Source organism: Streptomyces sp. NPDC007863 (assembly GCF_040633895.1).
Taxonomy (GTDB): domain Bacteria; phylum Actinomycetota; class Actinomycetes; order Streptomycetales; family Streptomycetaceae; genus Streptomyces.
This window is the reverse complement of the sequence record NZ_JBEYEI010000011.1, coordinates 87737-103106: the sequence shown is the minus strand read 5'-3', so window position 1 is coordinate 103106 and position 15370 is coordinate 87737. Positions and strand designations below refer to the sequence as shown.

The 15370-nt window shown below is 72.7% G+C and carries 15 protein-coding genes; 7 read left to right on the top strand and 8 right to left on the bottom strand.

Going from position 1 to position 15370, the window contains the following annotated elements; all coding sequences use genetic code 11:
* Window positions 1-49: 49 nt before the first annotated feature.
* Genes ABZ621_RS18860 through ABZ621_RS18850 form a run of 3 tightly spaced genes read left to right on the top strand, consistent with a single transcriptional unit; the run spans window position 50 to window position 3611 of the window.
* On the top strand, window positions 50-574 hold the full coding sequence (locus ABZ621_RS18860) for a PadR family transcriptional regulator (RefSeq protein ID WP_360605835.1): 525 nt from the start codon (window positions 50-52) through the stop codon (window positions 572-574).
* Window positions 571-1245, top strand: coding sequence for an ABC transporter ATP-binding protein (locus tag ABZ621_RS18855; protein WP_360605833.1), 675 nt, complete (start codon window positions 571-573; stop codon window positions 1243-1245). Before ABZ621_RS18860 ends, ABZ621_RS18855 begins: the two co-directional genes overlap by 4 nt.
* Window positions 1242-3611 (top strand): FtsX-like permease family protein, encoded by a 2370-nt coding sequence (locus tag ABZ621_RS18850; RefSeq protein WP_360605831.1) that lies wholly within the window; start codon window positions 1242-1244, stop codon window positions 3609-3611. The genes ABZ621_RS18855 and ABZ621_RS18850 overlap by 4 nt, the downstream gene beginning before the upstream one ends.
* A gap of 99 nt (window positions 3612-3710) precedes the next feature.
* Here ABZ621_RS18850 and ABZ621_RS18845 read toward each other — a convergent pair whose 3' ends face one another.
* Window positions 3711-4646, bottom strand: coding sequence for a hydrogen peroxide-inducible genes activator (locus ABZ621_RS18845; RefSeq protein ID WP_360605829.1), 936 nt, complete (start codon window positions 4644-4646; stop codon window positions 3711-3713).
* A 152-nt stretch (window positions 4647-4798) separates the two neighbouring features.
* Between ABZ621_RS18845 and ABZ621_RS18840 the strand changes: the two genes are divergently transcribed.
* Together ABZ621_RS18840 and ABZ621_RS18835 are read left to right on the top strand one after the other, a co-directional pair.
* The gene (locus ABZ621_RS18840) at window positions 4799-5353 is read left to right on the top strand and encodes a peroxiredoxin (RefSeq protein WP_189851474.1); all 555 of its coding nucleotides are present in this window, start codon (window positions 4799-4801) and stop codon (window positions 5351-5353) included.
* 2 nt (window positions 5354-5355) lie between these two features.
* Window positions 5356-5889 (top strand): alkyl hydroperoxide reductase, encoded by a 534-nt coding sequence (locus ABZ621_RS18835; protein ID WP_360605827.1) that lies wholly within the window; start codon window positions 5356-5358, stop codon window positions 5887-5889.
* A 78-nt stretch (window positions 5890-5967) separates the two neighbouring features.
* Here the strand turns inward: ABZ621_RS18835 and ABZ621_RS18830 are convergent, their stop codons facing one another.
* The 5 genes from ABZ621_RS18830 to ABZ621_RS18810 all read right to left on the bottom strand — a co-directional run bounded on the left by ABZ621_RS18830 (window position 5968) and on the right by ABZ621_RS18810 (window position 11698).
* Window positions 5968-6648: a hypothetical protein gene (locus ABZ621_RS18830; protein ID WP_360605825.1), complete on the bottom strand. Its 681-nt coding sequence runs from the start codon at window positions 6646-6648 to the stop codon at window positions 5968-5970.
* Window positions 6645-8096: an AI-2E family transporter gene (locus ABZ621_RS18825; RefSeq protein WP_360605823.1), complete on the bottom strand. Its 1452-nt coding sequence runs from the start codon at window positions 8094-8096 to the stop codon at window positions 6645-6647. The genes ABZ621_RS18830 and ABZ621_RS18825 overlap by 4 nt, the downstream gene beginning before the upstream one ends.
* 100 nt (window positions 8097-8196) lie before the next feature.
* Entirely contained in the window at window positions 8197-8925 is a 729-nt protein-coding gene (locus ABZ621_RS18820; protein ID WP_360605821.1) for a transglycosylase SLT domain-containing protein, read from the bottom strand.
* Window positions 8926-9312: 387 nt separating this feature from the next.
* On the bottom strand, window positions 9313-10638 hold the full coding sequence (locus tag ABZ621_RS18815; RefSeq protein WP_360605819.1) for a PhoH family protein: 1326 nt from the start codon (window positions 10636-10638) through the stop codon (window positions 9313-9315).
* Window positions 10639-10936: 298 nt separating this feature from the next.
* Window positions 10937-11698, bottom strand: coding sequence for an isoprenyl transferase (locus tag ABZ621_RS18810; protein ID WP_360605817.1), 762 nt, complete (start codon window positions 11696-11698; stop codon window positions 10937-10939).
* A gap of 129 nt (window positions 11699-11827) precedes the next feature.
* On the opposite strand from ABZ621_RS18810, the gene mgrA reads away from it, so the two are divergent.
* Window positions 11828-12865 (top strand): L-glyceraldehyde 3-phosphate reductase, encoded by a 1038-nt coding sequence (mgrA, locus tag ABZ621_RS18805; RefSeq protein WP_360605815.1) that lies wholly within the window; start codon window positions 11828-11830, stop codon window positions 12863-12865.
* A gap of 268 nt (window positions 12866-13133) precedes the next feature.
* Here mgrA and ABZ621_RS18800 read toward each other — a convergent pair whose 3' ends face one another.
* Window positions 13134-13880, bottom strand: coding sequence for an A24 family peptidase (locus ABZ621_RS18800; RefSeq protein WP_360605813.1), 747 nt, complete (start codon window positions 13878-13880; stop codon window positions 13134-13136).
* A gap of 29 nt (window positions 13881-13909) precedes the next feature.
* Between ABZ621_RS18800 and ABZ621_RS18795 the strand changes: the two genes are divergently transcribed.
* A complete protein-coding gene (locus tag ABZ621_RS18795; RefSeq protein WP_360605811.1) occupies window positions 13910-14281 on the top strand; it encodes a DUF192 domain-containing protein in 372 nt (123 codons plus the stop codon).
* On the opposite strand, the gene ABZ621_RS18790 is transcribed toward ABZ621_RS18795, so the two are convergent.
* The gene (locus tag ABZ621_RS18790) at window positions 14253-15356 is read right to left on the bottom strand and encodes a mannosyltransferase family protein (protein WP_360605809.1); all 1104 of its coding nucleotides are present in this window, start codon (window positions 15354-15356) and stop codon (window positions 14253-14255) included. The genes ABZ621_RS18795 and ABZ621_RS18790 overlap by 29 nt on opposite strands.
* Window positions 15357-15370: the final 14 nt, after the last annotated feature.

Here is a 15370-nt window from a genome sequence, read left to right as displayed (position 1 = left end):
CCGGGTGCGGCTATACATCGTGCGTATACACCCGGTGTACAGTGACGCCATGTCCATCGGTCACACCCTCCTCGGCCTCCTCGAATCGGGTCCGCGCCACGGCTACGACCTCAAGCGCGCCTTCGACGAGCGGTTCGGCCACGACCGGCCGCTCCACTACGGCCAGGTCTACTCGACGATGTCCCGCCTCCTGAAGAACGGCCTCGTCGTCGTCGACGGCGTCGAGGCCGGCGGCGGCCCCGAGCGCAAGCGGTACGCGATCACCGACGCCGGCATCACCGACGTCGCCACCTGGCTCGCGACCCCCGAGAAGCCGGAGCCGTACCTCCAGTCCACGCTCTACACCAAGGTCGTCCTCGCCCTGATGACCGGCCGCGGGGCCGCCGAGCTGCTCGACACCCAGCGCGCCGAACACCTGCGCCTGATGCGCGAGCTCACCCGCCGCAAGAAGGACGGCGACCTCGCCGACCAGCTCATCTGCGACCACGCCCTCTTCCACCTGGAGGCCGACCTGCGCTGGCTCGAACTCACCGCGGCCCGCCTCGACCGGCTCGCCGAGGAGGTCGGCCGATGACCCTCCTCCGCGCCGAGGGCCTGACCAAGGCGTACGGCCCCACCGCCGCGCTCTCCGGGGCGGACTTCGCCCTGCGCGCCGGCGAGGTCGTCGCCGTCATGGGCCCCTCCGGCTCCGGCAAGTCCACCCTCCTGCACTGCCTCGCGGGCATCGTCCGCCCCGACGCGGGCACCCTCACCTACGACGGACGCGACCTCACCGCCCTCTCCGACGGCGCCCGCAGCGCCCTGCGCCGCACCGACTTCGGCTTCGTCTTCCAGTTCGGCCGGCTCGTCCCCGAGCTCAGCTGCGTGGAGAACGTCGCCCTGCCGCTCCGCCTGAACGGCGAGAAGCGCAAGGCCGCCGAGGCCCGCGCCGCCGAATGGCTCGCCCGTCTGGAGGTCGACGACACCGCGGCCAAGCGCCCCGGCGAGATATCCGGCGGCCAGGGCCAGCGGGTCGCCGTCGCCCGCGCCCTCGTCACCGCCCCGCGCGTGATCTTCGCCGACGAACCGACCGGCGCCCTCGACTCCCTCAACGGCGAGCGGGTGATGCGGCTGCTCACCGACGCCTCCCGGGACACCGGCGCCGCCGTCGTCCTCGTCACCCACGAGGCCCGCGTCGCCGCCTGGTCCGACCGCGAGGTCGTCGTCCGCGACGGCGTGGTCCGGTCCACGGAGTGGGCCGCGTGAGCCCCCGGCTCTGGGCCCGCGACCTCGCCCTCGGCGCCCGATTCGCCGTCACCGGCGGCCGCTCGGGAGTCCTCCGCACGCTGCTCACCGCGGCCGGCGTCGGCTTCGGCGTGGCGCTGCTGCTGCTCGCCGCCTCCTTCCCGAACATGCTCTTCCAGCGGGAGGTCCGGGAGTCGGTCCGCGCCGTCGACGGCAGCGAACAGATCACCGCGCCCCGGCCCGACACCTTCCTCCACCTCTCGCGGAACACCGTCTACCGCGACGACGTCATCAGCGGACTGCTGCTGCGCCCCGAGGGCGACGCGCCTCCGGTCCCGCCGGGCGCCGAAGCCTTCCCGAAGGCCGGCGAGATGCTGGTCTCCCCCGCGCTCGGCGAACTGCTCGACTCCCCCGACGGCGCCCTCCTCAGGGAACGGCTGCCCTACCGGGTCGCCGGGACGATCGGCGAGGCCGGCCTCATCGGCCCGGCCGAACTGCGGTACGTCGCCCACGCCGACTTCCTGGACGAGGAGAACCTCGACGGGCGCGGCGTCCGCTACGGCTGGTCGGTGCCCGAGGAGCCGATGAACGCGTTCCTCATCCTCCTCGTCGTCGTCGCCTGCGTCGTCCTGCTCCTCCCGGTGCTCGTCTTCGTCGCGACCTCCGTCCGCTTCGGCGGCGAGCAGCGGGACCGTCGGCTCGCCGCGCTCCGGCTGATCGGCGCCGACACCGCCACGACCCGGCGGATCGCGGCCGGCGAGTCCCTGGCGGGCGCGCTGCTCGGCCTGCTCGCGGGCCTCGGACTCTTCGCCGCCGGACGGCAGTTCGCGGGCACCTTCACCATCTGGGACGTCAACGCCTACCCGGCCGACGTCGTGCCGATGCCCTCGGTCGCCGCGCTCGTCCTCGCCGTCGTCCCGGTCGCCTCGGTCGTGGTCACCCTCGCCGCCATGCGGAGCGTGGTGGTCGAGCCGCTCGGCGTCGTCCGCGTCTCCACCCCGCGCCGCCGCCGGCTGTGGTGGCGGCTGCTGCTCCTCGCGGCCGGCGCGGCCTTCCTCCTCCCGCTCATGGGCGACGTCGAGGCAACCCAGACCGACATCGACACCGTGGGCGTCGTCACCGGCACCACGCTGGCCCTGATCGGCCTCACCACGCTCCTGCCGTGGCTCGTCGAGGCGGGCGTCAAACGGCTGGGCACCGGCCCGGTGGCCTGGCAGCTCGCGGTCCGCAGGCTCCAGCTGAGCTCCGGCACGGCGGCCCGCGCGGTCAGCGGCATCGTGGTCGCGGCCACCGGGGCGATCGCGCTCCAGATGCTCTTCCAGGCGATGGAGAGCGACTTCACCCAGCTCACCGGCGAGGACTCGTCCCGCGCCCAGATCGTCTTCGGCACCGACGCGGAGACCGCCGCCGAGGCCCGCGGGGTGATCGACCGCGTCGCGCGGACCGAGGGCGTCGCCGGCGTGATCGGCACGGTCGAGTCGAACGTCTGGCGGCCGGGACCGCTCGGCAAGGGCGAGGAGTTCGCCCCCATGGCCTCGCTCCGGGTCGGCGACTGCGCCTCCCTCCGCGAGTTCGCCACCCTGCCGTCCTGCGCGGACGGCGACGTCTTCGTCTTCCTCGCGCACGGCGCGCAGGGCGGCCCGGACGACTCCCACGTCACCCGGGCCGCCCGGCCCGGCGCCACGGTCGCCCTGCGCGACCCGCACCCCCACCCGGACGAGCCGAAGCGCCCCGCCGGCGCCCCGGCGTCGTGGCGGATCCCCGCCGACGCCCGGGTCGTCGACTCCCGCCCGTCCCCGACGGGCATGTACGAGTACGGCGTGCTCGCCACCCCGTCGGCGATCGGCACCGCCGTCCTCGACACCCCCGAGGCGCAGGTCATGGTCCGGCTCGACCCGTCCGTGCCCGACGCCGCCGAGTCCGTGCGGAACACGGCCTCGGACATCGACCCGGCGTCCTACGTCCGCGACCTGAAGGACACCGAGCGCGACGCGGCCTTCTCCAGCGTCCGCACCGGCATCCTCGTCGGCTCCACCCTGACGATGCTCCTGGTGGCGGCGTCGCTGCTGGTCTCGACCCTGGAGCAGCTGCGCGACCGCAAGCGGCTGCTGTCCTCGCTCGTCGCCTTCGGCACCCGCCGCTCGACCCTGAGCTGGTCGGTGCTGTGGCAGACGGCGGTGCCGATCCTCCTCGGGCTCGCCCTCGCCGTGGCGGGCGGCCTCGCCCTCGGGATCGTGCTGCTGCGCCTCGGGGGCCAGCAGGTGCGGGACTGGTGGGCGTTCCTGCCCGTCGTCGGGATCGGTCTCGGGCTGATCGCGACCGTGACGCTGCTGAGCCTGCCGCCGCTGTGGCGGCTGATGCGCGCGGACGGCCTGCGCACCGAGTAATCCGTCGGGCGGATGTACGGGGGAAAGGGCGCGGGTTCCCGATACCGGGGGGTTTCGGGAGCCCGCGCCCCCGCGTCTCAGAAACCCGCGCCCCGCGTCTCAGGAACCCGCGCCCAGCACCCGTACCGGCAGCGCCGCCAGCTCCTCGCGCAGCGCCCCGGCCAGCTCCTCGAACTCGGAGTGGCGGGCCGCGCCGGCCCGCATCGCGAGGGCGACCCGCCGGGTGGGCGCGGGGGAGGCGAAGGAGCCGGTGCTCAGGGCGGTGTTGCGGGCGGTCTCGACGGTGACGGCGGTGCTCGGCAGCAGCGTCACGCCGAGCCCGCCGGCGACCAGCTGGACCAGGGTCGACAGTCCGGCCGCGGTGGTGGTGACCTCGGCGCCGTCCTCCCGCCCGGCCTCGCGGCAGATGTCGAGGGCCTGGTCGCGCAGGCAGTGCCCCTCGTCGAGGAGGAGCAGCCGCAGCCCCCTGAGGGCCTCGCGCGGGATGTCGTCCCGCCCGGCCAGCGGATGCCCCTCGGCCGCGACCAGGACGAAGTCCTCGTCGAACAGCGGGAGTTCGACGACCCCGGGCACCCCGAGGGGCACGGCGAGGAGCAGCAGGTCGAGCCGGCCCGCGGCGAGCCCCTCCAGGAGGGACGAGGTCTGCTCCTCGTGGACCTGGAGGTCGAGCTCCGGGTAGCGGGTGTGGACGAGCCGCAGCACGGTCGGCAGCAGATAGGGCGCGACCGTCGGGATCACGCCGAGGCGCAGCACCCCGGTGAACGGCGCCTGCGCGGCCTCCGCCTCCTCCATCAGCTCCCCCACCGCGTCGAGCACCGCGCCGGTGCGCGCCGCGAGCCGTTCCCCGGCGGGCGAGAGCAGCACTCTCCGTGTCGTACGCTCCAGCAGCTGGACACCGAGTGCCTCTTCGAGTGCCGAAACCGCGCCCGAAAGAGCCGGCTGGCTCATCCCGATCGCCGCCGCGGCGTCCCGGAAGTGCAGGTGCTCCGCGACCGCCGCGAAGGCTCTGAGCTGGGACAGACTGGGTTGTTTCACGCGCCGGACGGGAACCACTGATAACCACCTTCGATCAACACGACCCACTCTAGCTATTTCACTGATCAATGCACTCCGTGCCAGTATGTGAGACGTCCAACCCCTCACGGAAGCCCTCAAAAGGGATGCTTCCGACTCTGCAAGGAGAGCGCGTGCTCACTGTCGGTGACCAGTTCCCCACCTACGACCTGACCGCCTGCGTGTCGCTGGAGAGCGGCAAGGAGTTCGCGCAGATCGACCACAAGTCCTACGAGGGCAAGTGGCGCGTGGTGTTCTTCTGGCCGAAGGACTTCACCTTCGTCTGCCCGACCGAGATCGCCGCGTTCGGCAAGCTGAACGACGAGTTCGCCGACCGTGACGCCCAGATCCTCGGCGTCTCCGGCGACTCCGAGTTCGTCCACCACGCCTGGCGCAAGGACCACGCCGACCTGCGTGACCTGCCCTTCCCGATGCTCGCCGACTCGAAGCACGAGCTCATGAGCGACTGCGGCGTGCGCGGCGAGGACGGCTTCGCCCAGCGTGCCGTCTTCATCGTGGACCCGAACAACGAGATCCAGTTCACCATGGTGACCGCCGGTTCCGTGGGCCGTAACCCCAAGGAGGTCCTGCGGGTCCTCGACGCCCTGCAGACCGACGAGCTCTGCCCCTGCAACTGGACCAAGGGCGAGGACACCCTCGACGCCGGCAAGCTCCTGGCCGGTGAGTGAGCATGGCCCTCGATGAGCTGAAGGCCGCCATACCGGACTTCGCCAAGGACCTGAAGCTGAACCTCGGCTCGGTCATCGGCAACAGCGAGCTCCCGCAGCAGCAGCTGTGGGGCACCGTCCTCGCCTGCGCGATCGCCTCGCGCTCGCCGAAGGTGCTGAAGGAGCTGGAGCCCGAGGCCCAGTCGAACCTGAAGCCCGAGGCGTACCAGGCCGCCAAGTCCGCCGCCGCCATCATGGCGATGAACAACGTCTTCTACCGGACCCGGCACCTGCTGTCGGACCCCGAGTACGGGACGATGCGGGCCGGTCTGCGGATGAACGTCATCGGCAACCCGGGCGTCGAGAAGGTCGACTTCGAGCTCTGGTCGCTCGCCGTCTCCGCGATCAACGGCTGCGGCCAGTGCCTGGACTCGCACGAGCAGGTCCTGCGCAAGGCCGGCGTCGACCGCGAGACGATCCAGGAGGCGTTCAAGATCGCCGCGGTGATCCAGGCGGTCGCCGTCACCCTGGACGCGGAGGCCGTCCTCGCCGAGTAGGACTCGGACTCCGTACTCCGTACGTACGGGAGGGGCCCCGGAGCACTCGCTCCGGGGCCCTTCCGTTCTTCCCCGCGGCTACTTCTTGAGCGCGGCCATCAGGGCGAGCGCGTCCTGGGTCAGCGGCACGTCGGAGCCGGAGAGGTCGGGCGCGCCCTGCTGGACGAGCTCGCCGTCCTCCGTCTCGTAGTACGTCCGGGACGCCTCCAGCTCCAGGACGGCCTGGCCGTCGAGCACCCGCAGCATCCCGCCGTCCTCGGCCCGGTCGCTGAAGAACGCCTGCTCCCCGACGCCGCCGATCGGCTCCGTCAGACCGAATTCCTCCGCCACGGCCGCGAACTCGGGCCCCGGATCGGTCACCCGGTGCAGGGTGTACCGGACGTTCACGCTCTGCTCCCGGTCGCCCTCGCCGAAGTTGACCGTGCAGGTGCTCTGCCTCATCGCCGGGTCGTCCAGCTCGGGGCCGGCTCCGGCGGTGCCGCGCTTGCCGAGGACGGCGGCCATCCCCTTCAGCTCGGCCCGCGCGCACAGGTCGTCGACCGCCCGGTAGCCGCCCAGGTCGGGACCCGGCTCGGCCCGCTGCCCGTACGCGTAGAGCCCCGCGCCCCACACCGCCGAGGCGGCCACCGCGCCGCCGAGCGCCCACAGCCAGGGCCGGCGGGCCCGGGGCGGGCGCGGTGGGCGCGGCGGGCGCTCCTCGGTCAGCACCTCGGCCGTCTCGAAGGGGGCGCCGCCTTCCAGTTCGGGTTCGGATATCACGCCTTGCCCTTCCGCTCGGGCGAACCGGGCGCCGGGGTCGGCGCCACCTCGAAGGCGGTGGCGCCGCGCGGCTCGGCGGCGGTGAGCAGCGCCGGCTCCTGACTCCACGCCTTCAGGTAGCCGACGACGGTGTTGGCGACCGCGACGAGCGGGACGGCGACGACGGCGCCGCCGATGCCGGCGGTCAGCCCGCCCGCCGCGACCGAGAGGACCACGGCGAGCGGGTGGACGCGGACGGCCCGGCCGAGGATGAACGGCTGGAGGACGTGGCCCTCGATCTGCTGCACGGCGAGGACGACGACGAGCACCATCAGCGCGGTGAACACGCCGTTGGTGACGAGGGCGACCAGGCAGGCGAGGGCGCCGGAGATGACGGCGCCGACGAGCGGGATGAAGGCGAAGAGGAAGATGAAGACGGCGAGCGGGACCGCCATCGGCACGTCGAGGAAGTACAGGCCGAGGCCGATGAAGACCGCGTCGATGAGGGCGACCAGGACGGTGCCGCGCACATAGGCGGTGAGGGTGCGCCAGGCGCGCGGACCGGCGCCGGCGACCCCGGGCCGCGCCTGCGCGGGGACGAGCTTCAGCGTCCACTCCCAGACCTTCTTCCCGTCGTAGAGCAGGAAGAGGGTGGAGAACATCGCGAGCAGGATGCCGGTCATGGTCTCGACGATCACGGTCACGCCCTGGAGTCCGGCGGAGGTGATCTGCTCGGCGTTGGCGCCGATGGTGTCGCTGAGGTTCTTCGCGATGTCGTTGATCTGGCGCTCGGTCACGTGGAAGGGGCTGTCGAGGAGCCAGCGCTTGAGCTCCTCGATGCCGTCCCTGACCCGGTCGGTGAGGTTGTCGATGTTGTCCATCACCTGCCACACCACGAACCAGCCGACCAGTCCCATCACGACGAAGCCGGAGATGGCGGTGATGGCGGTGGCGAGCCCGCGCGGCACGCCCATGGTGCGCAGCCGGGCCACGGTGGGCTGGAGCAGTGCGGTGACCAGGAGGGCGGCGACGAAGGCGAGGACGACGAGCTGGACGGAGCTGATGACCCGCATGAGGACCCAGACGGTCCCGGCGAGCACGAGCAGCCGCCAGCCGGCCTCGCCGGCGACCCGCAGTCCCCACGGGATGGCGGAGACCGGGTCGGGGCGGGCGGGGACGGCGGGGGCGTACGCCGGCGGCGCGGGCACGGTGCGTCCCTCGGTCACGGCGACGGCGACGTCCCCGGCGGCCGCCGGCTCGGCGGCTTCACCGGAAGGTTTCTCCCCGGCCGGCGCGCGTCCGGGAGCCGGCGGCGCCTGCCCGTCGTCCGGTCCGCCGGATCCCGCGCGTCCGGCCGGTCCGTGGTGCTCCTGGTCCTCGGCCGTCTCGGCGCGCCGGGCGTCCAGCGCGGCTCCCACCCGGCCGATGCCCTCGCCCAGTCGGTTCAGCCATCCTGGCAGTCTCGACATCTCGTTCCTCTTCCCCCCGTTCGGTCCCTGGCAACCTACACGCAGGAAGCCCCGCACCGTAGGACGGTGCGGGGCTCCCCGGGGTTGAGCGAGTGCCGGTCTAGTACCAGCGGTTGGCCTGCCAGAACGACCAGGCGCCGCACGGGCTGCCGTAGCGGTCGTTCATGTAGCTGAGACCCCACTTGATCTGGGTGGCGGGGTTGGTCTGCCAGTCGGCGCCGGCCGAGGACATCTTGGAGCCCGGCAGGGCCTGGACGAGGCCGTAGGCGCCGGAGGAAGGGTTCTGCGCGCGGTAGTTCCAGGTGGACTCGTGGTCCACGATGTTGCTGAAGCACTGGAACTGCGAGGCCGGGACCATCTGGCGGGCGATCGCCTTGACCTCGGAGACGGTGTACGAGCCCTGGGCGGCGAAGCTGGACGCGTCGCGGACGGCGTCGCGGCTGGCGCGCTCGGCCTCCGCCTTCGCGCGGGCCTCCCGCTCCTCGCGCTCCTTCTTCTCCTGCTCGGCCTTCTCGTCGGCGGCCTTCTTCTTCGCCTCGGCGTCCTCGGCGGCCTTGACGCGGGCGGCCTCCTCGACGCTCTTGCGCGCGGTGGCGTCCGCGGCGGCGGCCTGGACGTCGGCCTGCTCCGCGAGGGAGGCGACCTGGACCTGGGCCTGCGCGCCCGCGGGGATGTCCGCCAGCAGCGTGCTGTCGGCCGCGGTGGCCTCGAAGTTGTCGTCCGAGGTGGCCTGGGCGGCGTTGCCCGTGGCAACGCCGACGACGGCGCCGACGGTGGTGACCGCAGTGGCAGATGCCACCGCGAATCCCCGGACCGAGATCCGGCTCACACGGTTTCCTTCCAGCATCGCCCGCAACGGTGACCTCGCGGGCGAAATCGTGCCCCCGGCGCTGGTCTTCGTCGTACCGGTCACAGAAGACACGGGCCCGTGGTGCTGTGGGCGGCATACGGCGACGTCTGTGGAGTTGTGCGGTGGTGCGTGTGCGCTCGACGGGATCGAGGGTGCACGGGTGCCGTATGCGGGGCCTGACGGAAGCAAGACTTTGCCGGACGCGGACGCCGCAAGGCAATTCCGTGTTGCGTGTGAAAGCTCACACCTCATTGGGCGCAGGTGTTTTGACGGATGTTGCGGACAGCAGGGCGCCGCCCGGCTAAGCTCCTGCGCTTCGCCGGGCGGCGCCAACTCCCGTACGGGAGCCAATCGGTACGAATCGGGCTACAGGTGGCCGTCCTCCAGCATCTCGGTCACCAGGGCCGCGATCTGGGACCGCTCGGAGCGGGTCAGGGTGACGTGCGCGAAGAGCGGATGCCCCTTCAGCTTCTCGACCACGGCGACGACTCCGTCGTACCGCCCCACCCGGAGGTTGTCCCGCTGGGCGACGTCATGGGTGAGCACCACCCGCGAATTCGCCCCGATACGGGACAGAACGGTCAACAGGACGTTCCGTTCCAGGGACTGGGCCTCGTCGACGATGACGAAGGCGTCGTGGAGCGAGCGGCCCCGGATGTGGGTGAGCGGAAGGACCTCCAGCATCCCCCGGGACAGCACCTCCTCGATCACCTCGCGCCCGGCGACCGACGAGAGCGTGTCGAAGACCGCCTGCGCCCACGGGCTCATCTTCTCGGACTCGCTGCCCGGCAGATAGCCGAGGTCCTGGCCGCCGACCGCGTACAGCGGACGGAAGACCATCACCTTCTGGTGCTGCCGGCGCTCCAGGACCGCCTCCAGGCCCGCGCAGAGCGCGAGCGCCGACTTGCCGGTGCCGGCCCGGCCGCCCATCGAGATGATCCCGACGTCCGGGTCGAGCAGCAGGTCCAGCGCGATGCGCTGCTCGGCGCTGCGGCCGCGGATCCCGAAGGCCTCCCGGTCGCCGCGGACCAGCCGTACGTTCCCGTCCGCGCCGACCCGGCCGAGCGCCTTGCCGCGCTCCGACTGGAGCACCAGACCGGTGTGCACGGGCAGCTCGGCCGCCTCGGGCACGTACAGCCGCTCCTCGTCGTAGAGGAGGTCGATCTGCTCGGCGGAGAGGGACAGCTCGGACATCCCGGTCCAGCCGTTGGCGTCCGTGATGGCGAGCTCCGCGCGGTACTCCTCGGCGAGCAGGCCCACCGAGGACGCCTTGATGCGCAGCGGCAGGTCCTTGGAGACGACGGTGACGTCGTACCCCTCCGCCTGGAGGTTGCGCGCGACCGCGAGGATGCGGGAGTCGTTGTCCCCCAGCCGGTAGCCGGCCGGCAGGACGGAGGGGTCGGAGTGGTTGAGCTCGACCCGCAGCGTGCCGCCGAGATCCCCGATCGGGAGCGGCGCGTCCAGGCGGCCGTACCGGACCCGGAAGTCGTCCAGCAGGCGCAGCGCCTGCCGGGCGAAGTAACCGAGCTCCGGGTGGTGCCGCTTCGCCTCCAGCTCGGTCACCACCACGATGGGGAGCACGACCTCGTGCTCCTCGAAGCGGGACATCGCCTTGGGATCGGCGAGCAGGACGCTGGTGTCGAGTACATAGGTGCGCCGGTCGGAAAGGCGGCGCTTCGTGCTGGTCACCACGGAAGGACAGACCCCCTCTGAAGACCCGAATGAGGCCGGGGTGCGACGGGACAACCGGTGTCGCGGCGGAATGGGACCGGGATCGGACCGCCCAGCGCGGACCGAACACCGGCCCTCCGCGTCTCCCGTGCGTGTCCCGCACGGTCGTCCTGGTGCAAGGGGCCTCCCGGGTGGCGGTCTCCGTGCCGCTCACTTCACCAGGCTTATTCCCTCGAACACTCCTTGCCATGCCACGGCATATGACGGCGTGTTCGTGAACGTCCGGTGACTCCCCCGGGACAGCCGGGAACGGTGTGGCTCAGGTGCCGTAGCGCCGGTGCCGGGCCGCGTAGTCGCGCAGCGCCCGCAGGAAGTCGACCTTGCGGAAGGCCGGCCAGTGGACCTCGCAGAAGTAGTACTCGGAGTGCGCGCTCTGCCACAGCATGAAGCCGGAGAGGCGCTGCTCGCCGCTGGTGCGGATCACCAGGTCCGGGTCGGGCTGGCCACGGGTGTACAGGTGCTCCGAGATGAGGTCGATGGAGACGGTCTCGGCCAGCTCCTCGAAGCTGGTGCCGCGCTCGGCGTGGTCCAGGAGGAGGGAGCGGACCGCGTCCGCGATCTCCTGCCGGCCGCCGTAGCCGACGGCGACGTTGACCAGTATCCCGGCGTTGGCCCGGGTGGCCTCCTCGGCCTCCTTGAGGACCGTCTGGGTCCGGGCGGGGAGCAGGTCCATGGTGCCGACGTGGTGCACCCGCCAGCGGCCGTCCGAGGCGAGCGCCTTCACCGCGTCCTCGATGATCCCGAGCAGCGGCACCAGCTGCTCCTCGGGACGGTTCAGGTTGTCCGTGGAGAGCATCCAGAGCGTGACGACCTCGACGTCGGTCTCGGCGCACCAGCCGAGCAGCTCCCGGATCTTGTCCGCGCCGGCCTTGTGTCCCTGCTCGGGGGTGCCGCCGGAGGCCTTGGCCCAGCGCCGGTTGCCGTCGAGGATGACCCCGATGTGCTTGGGCACCTGATCGTGGTCGAGACGGCCTTCCACCCGGCGTGCGTAGAGCCCGTACACCAGGTCGCGCAGGTTCACTGTTCTTTACCCCTCCATGGGCGGGCGGTTCGCAAGCCGCCACACTACTGCCGTCGGGTGAAGGCTCCCAGCCCGGGCGTGTCACAACTCCTTACGGGACTGTCACAAGTCCGTGATAAGCAGAGATACGTGACTGATTCCCCCCTCTACCGCGCCGCCGCGGAGCGCTACGACTCCATGGAGTACCGCCGCTCGGGCCGCAGCGGGCTCAAGCTCCCCGCCGTCTCCCTCGGTCTCTGGCACAACTTCGGCGACGACCGCACGCTCGACTCGCAGCGCGCGATCCTGCGCCGCGCCTTCGACCTCGGCGTCACCCACTTCGACCTGGCGAACAACTACGGCCCGCCGCCCGGCTCCGCCGAGCTGAACTTCGGCAAGATCTTCGCCCAGGACTTCGCGCCCTACCGCGACGAGCTGATCGTCTCGACGAAGGCCGGCTACCTGATGCACCCGGGCCCGTACGGCGAGTGGGGCTCCCGCAAGTACCTGCTGTCCTCGCTCGACGCCTCCCTGGACCGGATGGGCCTCGACTACGTCGACGTCTTCTACTCCCACCGCTTCGACCCGGAGACCCCGCTGGAGGAGACCATGGGGGCGCTCGCCTCCGCGGTCCAGCAGGGCAAGGCGCTGTACGTCGGCGTCTCCTCGTACAACGCGGAGCAGACCGCCGAGGCCGCGCGGCTCCTCAAGGAGATGGGCGTCCCGGCCCTGATCCACCAGCCCTCGTACTCGATGATCAACCGCTGGATCGAGGACGACAACCTGCTCGACACCCTGGAGACGGCCGGCATGGGCTGCATCTCCTTCGTGCCGCTCGCCCAGGGCCTGCTCACCAACAAGTACCTGAAGGGCATCCCGGAGGGCTCCCGCGCCACCCAGGGCAAGTCCCTCGACCCGAACCTGCTCTCCGACGAGGTGCTGCGCCGGCTGACCGGCCTCGCCGACATCGCCGCGCGGCGCGGGCAGTCCCTCGCCCAGCTGGCGCTGAAGTGGGTGCTGCGGGACCCGCGGATGACCTCGGCCCTGATCGGCGCGTCGAGCGTGGGGCAGCTGGAGGAGAACGTGGCGGCGCTGGCCTCCGCGCCGCTGACGGACGAGGAGCTGAAGGAGATCGACTCCTTCGCCGTCGACACCGAGGGCACCAACATCTGGGCCGGCCGGGGCTGACCCGGGCTCCCGGAGAGCGGGAAAAGAAAAACGGGCCGGTCCGTGGGGGGGATACGGACCGGCCCGAGGGGGGGGGTTCCACCATAACCCTTCAATAGTCGGGCTGCGCGCCACGTGCGCCGAACGAACGGCCCGGATTTCCCCGGATCCCAGTCGCCGCAAGGGCTCCGGGGCCGTGTGGCGGTTTTGTGCCCCGGCGTGGCGGCGGAGTTCCGTCCCTCCCACGGGGGAACGCCCGACGCCGCTCCCCCGTTGACGCCGCCGCCGGTCACGGCACGGCGGTGAAGGCGCCGAGGGCGAGCCCGAGGAGGGCCCCGGCGAGCATGAAGGGCCCGAAGGGGATCGCGGAGGAGCGGCCCGCGCGCCCGAGGAGGACGCGGCCGAAGCCGTAGCAGGCGCCCAGCAGGAAGCCCAGGAACGCGCCGGTGAAGAGGACGCCCCAGCCGTACCAGCCGAGCGCGGCGCCCAGCGGCAGCGCCAGCTTCACGTCGCCGAAGCCGAGGCCCTGCGGGCTGATCAGGTGCAGGGCGAGATAGCCGCCGCCGAGCGCGAGGGATCCGAGCAGCGCCGACGGCCAGGACCCGGCGTCGTACGGGAGGAGCTCGGCGGCCCCGAGGAGCAGCGGCACGGCGAGCGCGAGCGGCAGGGTCAGCCCGTCCGGCAGCCGCTGCACCCGCACGTCGACGCAGGCCAGGAGCACCCCGAAGGGCGCGGCGAGCAGCCACACCGCCAGTTCGGGCCGGGGCCCGCCGGTGGCGGCGGCGAGCAGCGCGCAGACCGCGGCGGTGAGCAGCGGCGCGGCGAGCGGCGCGGGCGTCGTCGCGCACGCGGCCCGGCCGGGGCCGCCGAGCCAGCCGCCCGCCGGGCCGGCGAGGGCGTGCCCGGCCGGGCAGTGCTCGCGCCACGGCTCCTCGGGCGCCACGGACAGCCGGTACGCGGCCCGCGGCACGAGCAGCCCGACGGCGGCGCCCCACAGGGCGGCGAGGACGACGAGGACGATCGGCGAGGCGTACACGGGCCGACCTTAGGTCTAAGGTCGGGCGCATGGGGCGGAGTTGGCGGGACGGGACGGGAACGCTCGGGGTGCCCGGGGGCGCCACGGTCGGCCTTGAGGTCGCGGCCTCCTACCGGGCGCGGCGGCGCGGGCTCCTCGGCCGGGACGGGATCGCGGGGGCGATGCTGCTCACCCCGGCGAACAGCGTCCACACCCTCGGCATGCGCTTCCCGATCGACGTGGCCTATCTGGACCGGCGCCTGCGGGTGCTCTCCGTCGTCACCATGCGCCCGGGCCGGCTCGGCCTGCCCCGGCCGCGCGCCCGGCACGTCCTGGAGGCGGAGGCCGGCGCGATGGCGCGGTGGGGCGTACGGGCCGGGGCGCGGCTGACGCTCACGGCGGACCCGGCCCCAGGAGCGTGAAGGCGCCGTAGCCGGCGGAGGCCAGCGCCAGCGCGGCGAGGACGGTGGCGGCGGGACCGGTGCGGAGCCGGGCGAGGGCCGCGGCGGGCGGCAGCAGCAGCCCGAAGGCGGGCATCATCAGGCGCGGCCGCGAGCCGAAGTAGGCCGCACCGACCAGCGAGACCACGACCACTCCGACCGTGTACACGAGCAGCGGCAGCGGCTGGCGCTGCCGGACGCACAGCACCACCAGCCATCCGAGGAGCGCGAGCGCCGCGCACAGGCCGAGCGCGGCGGGCCAGGGCAGGGAGGCGATGAAACGGGCGAGGGCGACGCCGCCGTCGATGGAGTTCCCCCACGCCGCCTGGACGTCGAAGTAGGCGGTGGCGCGGGCCTCGCGGACGCCGACGTACGCGACGTACCCGAGCCAGCCGAGCGGTGCGAGCAGCACCCCGGCGAGCGTCCGCGGGGACAGCCGCCGGTCCCGTACGAGGGTCACGGCGGCCGTGACGGCGAGGGCGGCGATCAGGGCGGCGGCGGTGGGCCGGGTCAGCCCTGCGAGCGCGCACAGGAGCCCGGCGAGGATCCACCGCCCGCGCAGCACCGCGTACAGCGACCAGGCGGCGAGCGCGGTGAACAGCGTCTCCGTGTACGCCATCGACTGCACGAACGCGGTCGGGTACACCCCCCACAGCACGGCGAGGACGACGCCGGCGCGCGCCGACACGACGTGCTCGCCGCAGCGGAAGACGCCCCAGGCGGCGGCGAGCGAGGCGGTCCAGGAGACGAGGAGCCCGGCGCCGGCCGCGTCGAGCGGGAGGACGGCGGACAGGCCCCGTTCGAGGGCGGGGAGGAGCGGGAAGAACGCCAGGTCGGAATGGACGTCGCCGTTCGGGAGGGTGGTCTCGTACCCGTATCCGTGCTCGGCGATCCGCACGTACCAGACCGAGTCCCAGCGCCCGCTCAGCCGGTGGAAGCCGTCCTTGCCGGTCGCGGCGGCGGCGACGGCGAGGACGGCCAGCCCGAGCACCCGGGTGGCGGCGTAACCGCCGAGCGCGAGCAGGAGGGGGGACGGGCGGCGTGCGGGCGGAGACATGCGCTCGATTATCG

Bases quoted from the DNA above. Each gene is read 5' to 3' on its own strand.
- ABZ621_RS18860 (WP_360605835.1), top strand. From the start codon at position 50: ATGTCCATCGGTCACACCCTCCTCGGCCTCCTCGAATCGGGTCCGCGC.
- ABZ621_RS18855 (WP_360605833.1), top strand. From the start codon at position 571: ATGACCCTCCTCCGCGCCGAGGGCCTGACCAAGGCGTACGGCCCCACC.
- ABZ621_RS18835 (WP_360605827.1), top strand. From the start codon at position 5,356: ATGGCCCTCGATGAGCTGAAGGCCGCCATACCGGACTTCGCCAAGGAC.
- ABZ621_RS18825 (WP_360605823.1), bottom strand. From the start codon at position 8,096: ATGTCGAGACTGCCAGGATGGCTGAACCGACTGGGCGAGGGCATCGGC.
- ABZ621_RS18795 (WP_360605811.1), top strand. From the start codon at position 13,910: ATGGGGCGGAGTTGGCGGGACGGGACGGGAACGCTCGGGGTGCCCGGG.
- ABZ621_RS18790 (WP_360605809.1), bottom strand. From the start codon at position 15,356: ATGTCTCCGCCCGCACGCCGCCCGTCCCCCCTCCTGCTCGCGCTCGGC.